Origin of the sequence: Klebsiella sp. JN_Kp122 (assembly GCF_040062085.1) — a bacterium.
GTDB lineage: Bacteria > Pseudomonadota > Gammaproteobacteria > Enterobacterales > Enterobacteriaceae > Klebsiella > Klebsiella aerogenes.
The window spans coordinates 1-2,926 of record NZ_JBEAHW010000006.1; the positions used below are offsets into that span (position 1 = coordinate 1).

The 2,926-nt window shown below is 57.8% G+C and carries 3 protein-coding genes; 1 reads left to right on the plus strand and 2 read right to left on the minus strand.

What is annotated here, in order from left to right; genetic code table 11:
• Nucleotides 1–191: 191 nt before the first annotated feature.
• The gene (locus ABLU78_RS03325) at nucleotides 192–869 is read right to left on the minus strand and encodes an isochorismatase family protein (RefSeq protein WP_015367229.1); all 678 of its coding nucleotides are present in this window, start codon (nucleotides 867–869) and stop codon (nucleotides 192–194) included.
• 19 nt (nucleotides 870–888) lie between these two features.
• Nucleotides 889–1,749 carry a pirin family protein gene (locus ABLU78_RS03330; protein WP_045386333.1) on the minus strand — a complete coding sequence of 287 codons (861 nt, stop codon included), beginning with the start codon at nucleotides 1,747–1,749 and terminating at the stop codon, nucleotides 889–891.
• 115 nt (nucleotides 1,750–1,864) lie between these two features.
• Between ABLU78_RS03330 and ABLU78_RS03335 the strand changes: the two genes are divergently transcribed.
• Nucleotides 1,865–2,770: a LysR family transcriptional regulator gene (locus tag ABLU78_RS03335; protein ID WP_048228643.1), complete on the plus strand. Its 906-nt coding sequence runs from the start codon at nucleotides 1,865–1,867 to the stop codon at nucleotides 2,768–2,770.
• The last annotated feature ends 156 nt before the right edge of the window (nucleotides 2,771–2,926 follow it).

Here is a 2,926-nt window from a genome sequence, read left to right on the forward strand (position 1 = left end):
ACACACTTTCCAGGCGTGCTCCTTCAGCCACTCGGACACCTCACCATATTGTCTTGCTGCTCACCTTGGGTGGGCAACGGGGCGCTACTATAGGGAGTTGCGCTAAAACGGTCAAGCATATTTTTTTCTTTCTTTACCGTTCGGTTAAGCAATGAACACTGCCCCGTCGATTCATCGACGGGGCAGCTATTTTAACGCTGGGAATCCAGCTTTTCGTTGTTCTTCACGACGTCCTGCGCCTTGCTGTAGCTTTCAATCAGCAACTGATACGCCGGGAAGACTTTGGTATACACCTCAGCCCACTCGGCGGCATCCGGACGGTTCCAGGTGCGCTGCAGTTCAGAGGCTACCGCGGCGGTATCCATTGGTACTACGCCGGCCTGGACTACGCGGGCCAGGGTGATCTCCTGCGCCATTTTGCTGTAGGTACCGGAGGCATCGATAACGGCAAACACTTTATAACCGTCGGCGACGGCGGCAATTGCCGGGAAAGCCATGCACACGCTGGTAATGGTACCGGCGATGATTAAGGTTTTACGTCCGGTCGCTTTCACCGCTGCGACAAACTCCGGGTTGTCCCAGGCGTTGATCTCGCCTTTACGCGCAATATACTTCGCATGCGGCGCATTCTCATGAATTTCCGGAATCAACGGGCCGTTCGGACCTTGCGGCACGGAAGCGGTGGTGATCACCGGGATCCCGGCAAGCGATGCCATTTTCGCCAGCGCGGCGGCGCGAGCGCGCAGTTCTGGCATCGGCATATCGCCAACGGTCTGGAACAGGCCGCTTTGGTGGTCAATCAACAGCATCGCGGTATCGTTAACATCAATCACCGGACGAGAACCGTTAAAGTTAGCTGGAGTAGACATATTCTTCACCTCAATTTCGTTAGATTTGGCCAAAACGGCCGCTGTTAAAATCGCGAATTGCTTCGGCAATTTGCGTTTTGGTATTCATCACAAACGGGCCGTAGCCCACGATCGGCTCCTGTAGCGGTTCGCCGGCCATCAGCAGAACCTTCGCGTTGGAGCTCGCTTCCAGATGGAAGGCTTCACCTTTTTGGCTCAGCACTACCAGCTGTCCTTCCCGTGCGTTTTCCGTACCGTTGACGATGACTTCGCCTTCGAGCACGACCAACGCGGTGCTCCAGCCTTCCGGCTGACGCAATGTCACATCGTGACTTTGTTTGAGCTGCATATCCCACACGTTTAACGGTGAGAATGTGTGCGCTGGGCCGACGACATCGCCGTAACGCCCGGCAATCACTCTGACGGTCCCGGCGTCGTCTTCCAGCGTTGCTTGCGGAATGACGTCTGCGGTAATGCTCTGATAGCCCGGGGTCGTCATTTTGTCTTTCGCCGGCAGGTTGACCCACAGCTGCATCATTTTCAGTTCACCGCCGGAGCGGGTGAACGCTTCGGAGTGGAACTCTTCATGCAGGATCCCGGCGCCAGCCGTCATCCACTGCACGTCGCCAGGGCCGATAACGCCGCCTCTACCGGTTGAGTCGCGATGCTCGACTTCACCGGAGTAGACAATGGTGACGGTTTCGAATCCGCGATGCGGATGCTCGCCGACGCCGCGTTTACCGCTTCCCGCCGGAAACGTGTGCGGGCCGGCGTAGTCAAGCAGTAAGAACGGGCTCAATTGTTCGCCGTGGGTCTGGTAAGAAAACATTGAGCGAACCGGGAAACCGTCGCCCACCCAGTGCTGCGAAGGGGCGGTGTAAACGCCAGTAATCTGTTTCATGGTTATCTCCTGCGTGTCTGTATCTGATGTGAATAAGCTTATATCTGGGGCTAATATTCCGGTAGATAGCGAAAATGACCTATACTGTTCTAAAAATGGAACGATGGAGAAAAGGATGCAGGATCTCAACGACCTGGCCTGGTTTGTTCAGGTGGTCGACCATGGCGGTTTTGCCGCTGCCGGTCGGGCGCTCGATCAGCCCAAATCCAAACTCAGCCGCCGCATTGCGCAACTGGAAGAGCGCCTGGGCGTGCGTCTGATTCAACGAACCACCCGACAGTTCGCCGTCACGGAAGTCGGCCAAACTTTCTATCAACACTGCAAGGCGATGTTGATAGAAGCCGAAGCGGCGCATCAGGCGGTAGAAACGCTGCAGTCTGAACCGCGCGGCAGCGTCAAGCTCACCTGTCCGGTAACCCTGTTGCATGCCCATGTTGGCCCGATGCTGGCGCGCTTTATGGTGCGATATCCTGGGGTGACGCTACATCTGGAAGCCACCAATCGGCGGGTGGATGTGGTGGGCGAGGGGGTTGATGTGGCCATTCGCGTGCGACCAAGGCCATTTGAAGATAGCGACCTGGTCATGCGGGTGTTGGCCGATCGCGGCCATCGCCTGGTGGCGAGTCCGGCGCTGATAGCCAGGCTTGGGCGCCCGCAGGCGCCGGCGGAATTGAGCACCTGGCCGGGGCTAAGTATTGGCGCCGGAAAACATCAGCATAAATGGCAACTTACCGGGCCAGAGGGGGCGCGGGCCGAGGTTTATTTCACGCCGCGGATGGTGACCAGCGATATGCTGGCGCTGCGCGAGGCGGCCATGTCGGGCGTTGGCGTGGTTCAACTTCCTTTATTAATGGTGCGCGATCAGTTGGCATCAGGGGAGTTGGAAATCGTGCTTGATGAGTGGCAGCCGCGGCGGGAAGTCATTCATGCGGTGTTTGCTTCGCGGCGCGGTTTATTACCTTCTGTCAGAGCGCTGGTGGATTATCTCAGCGAAGAGTATCAACGGATGGAAGAGGATTAGCTCAGGCTCTTTTTCCCGGCGGCGCTGTGCCTGGACGGGCTACTGGTGGTGCGGCCTGCGGGTTTCCCGGCGGCGCTGCGCTTGGCCGGGCTACTTGTTGATGGTGCGGCCTGTGGGATGGGTAGCCCGGGCGAGGCATTTATGCCGACCCCGGGA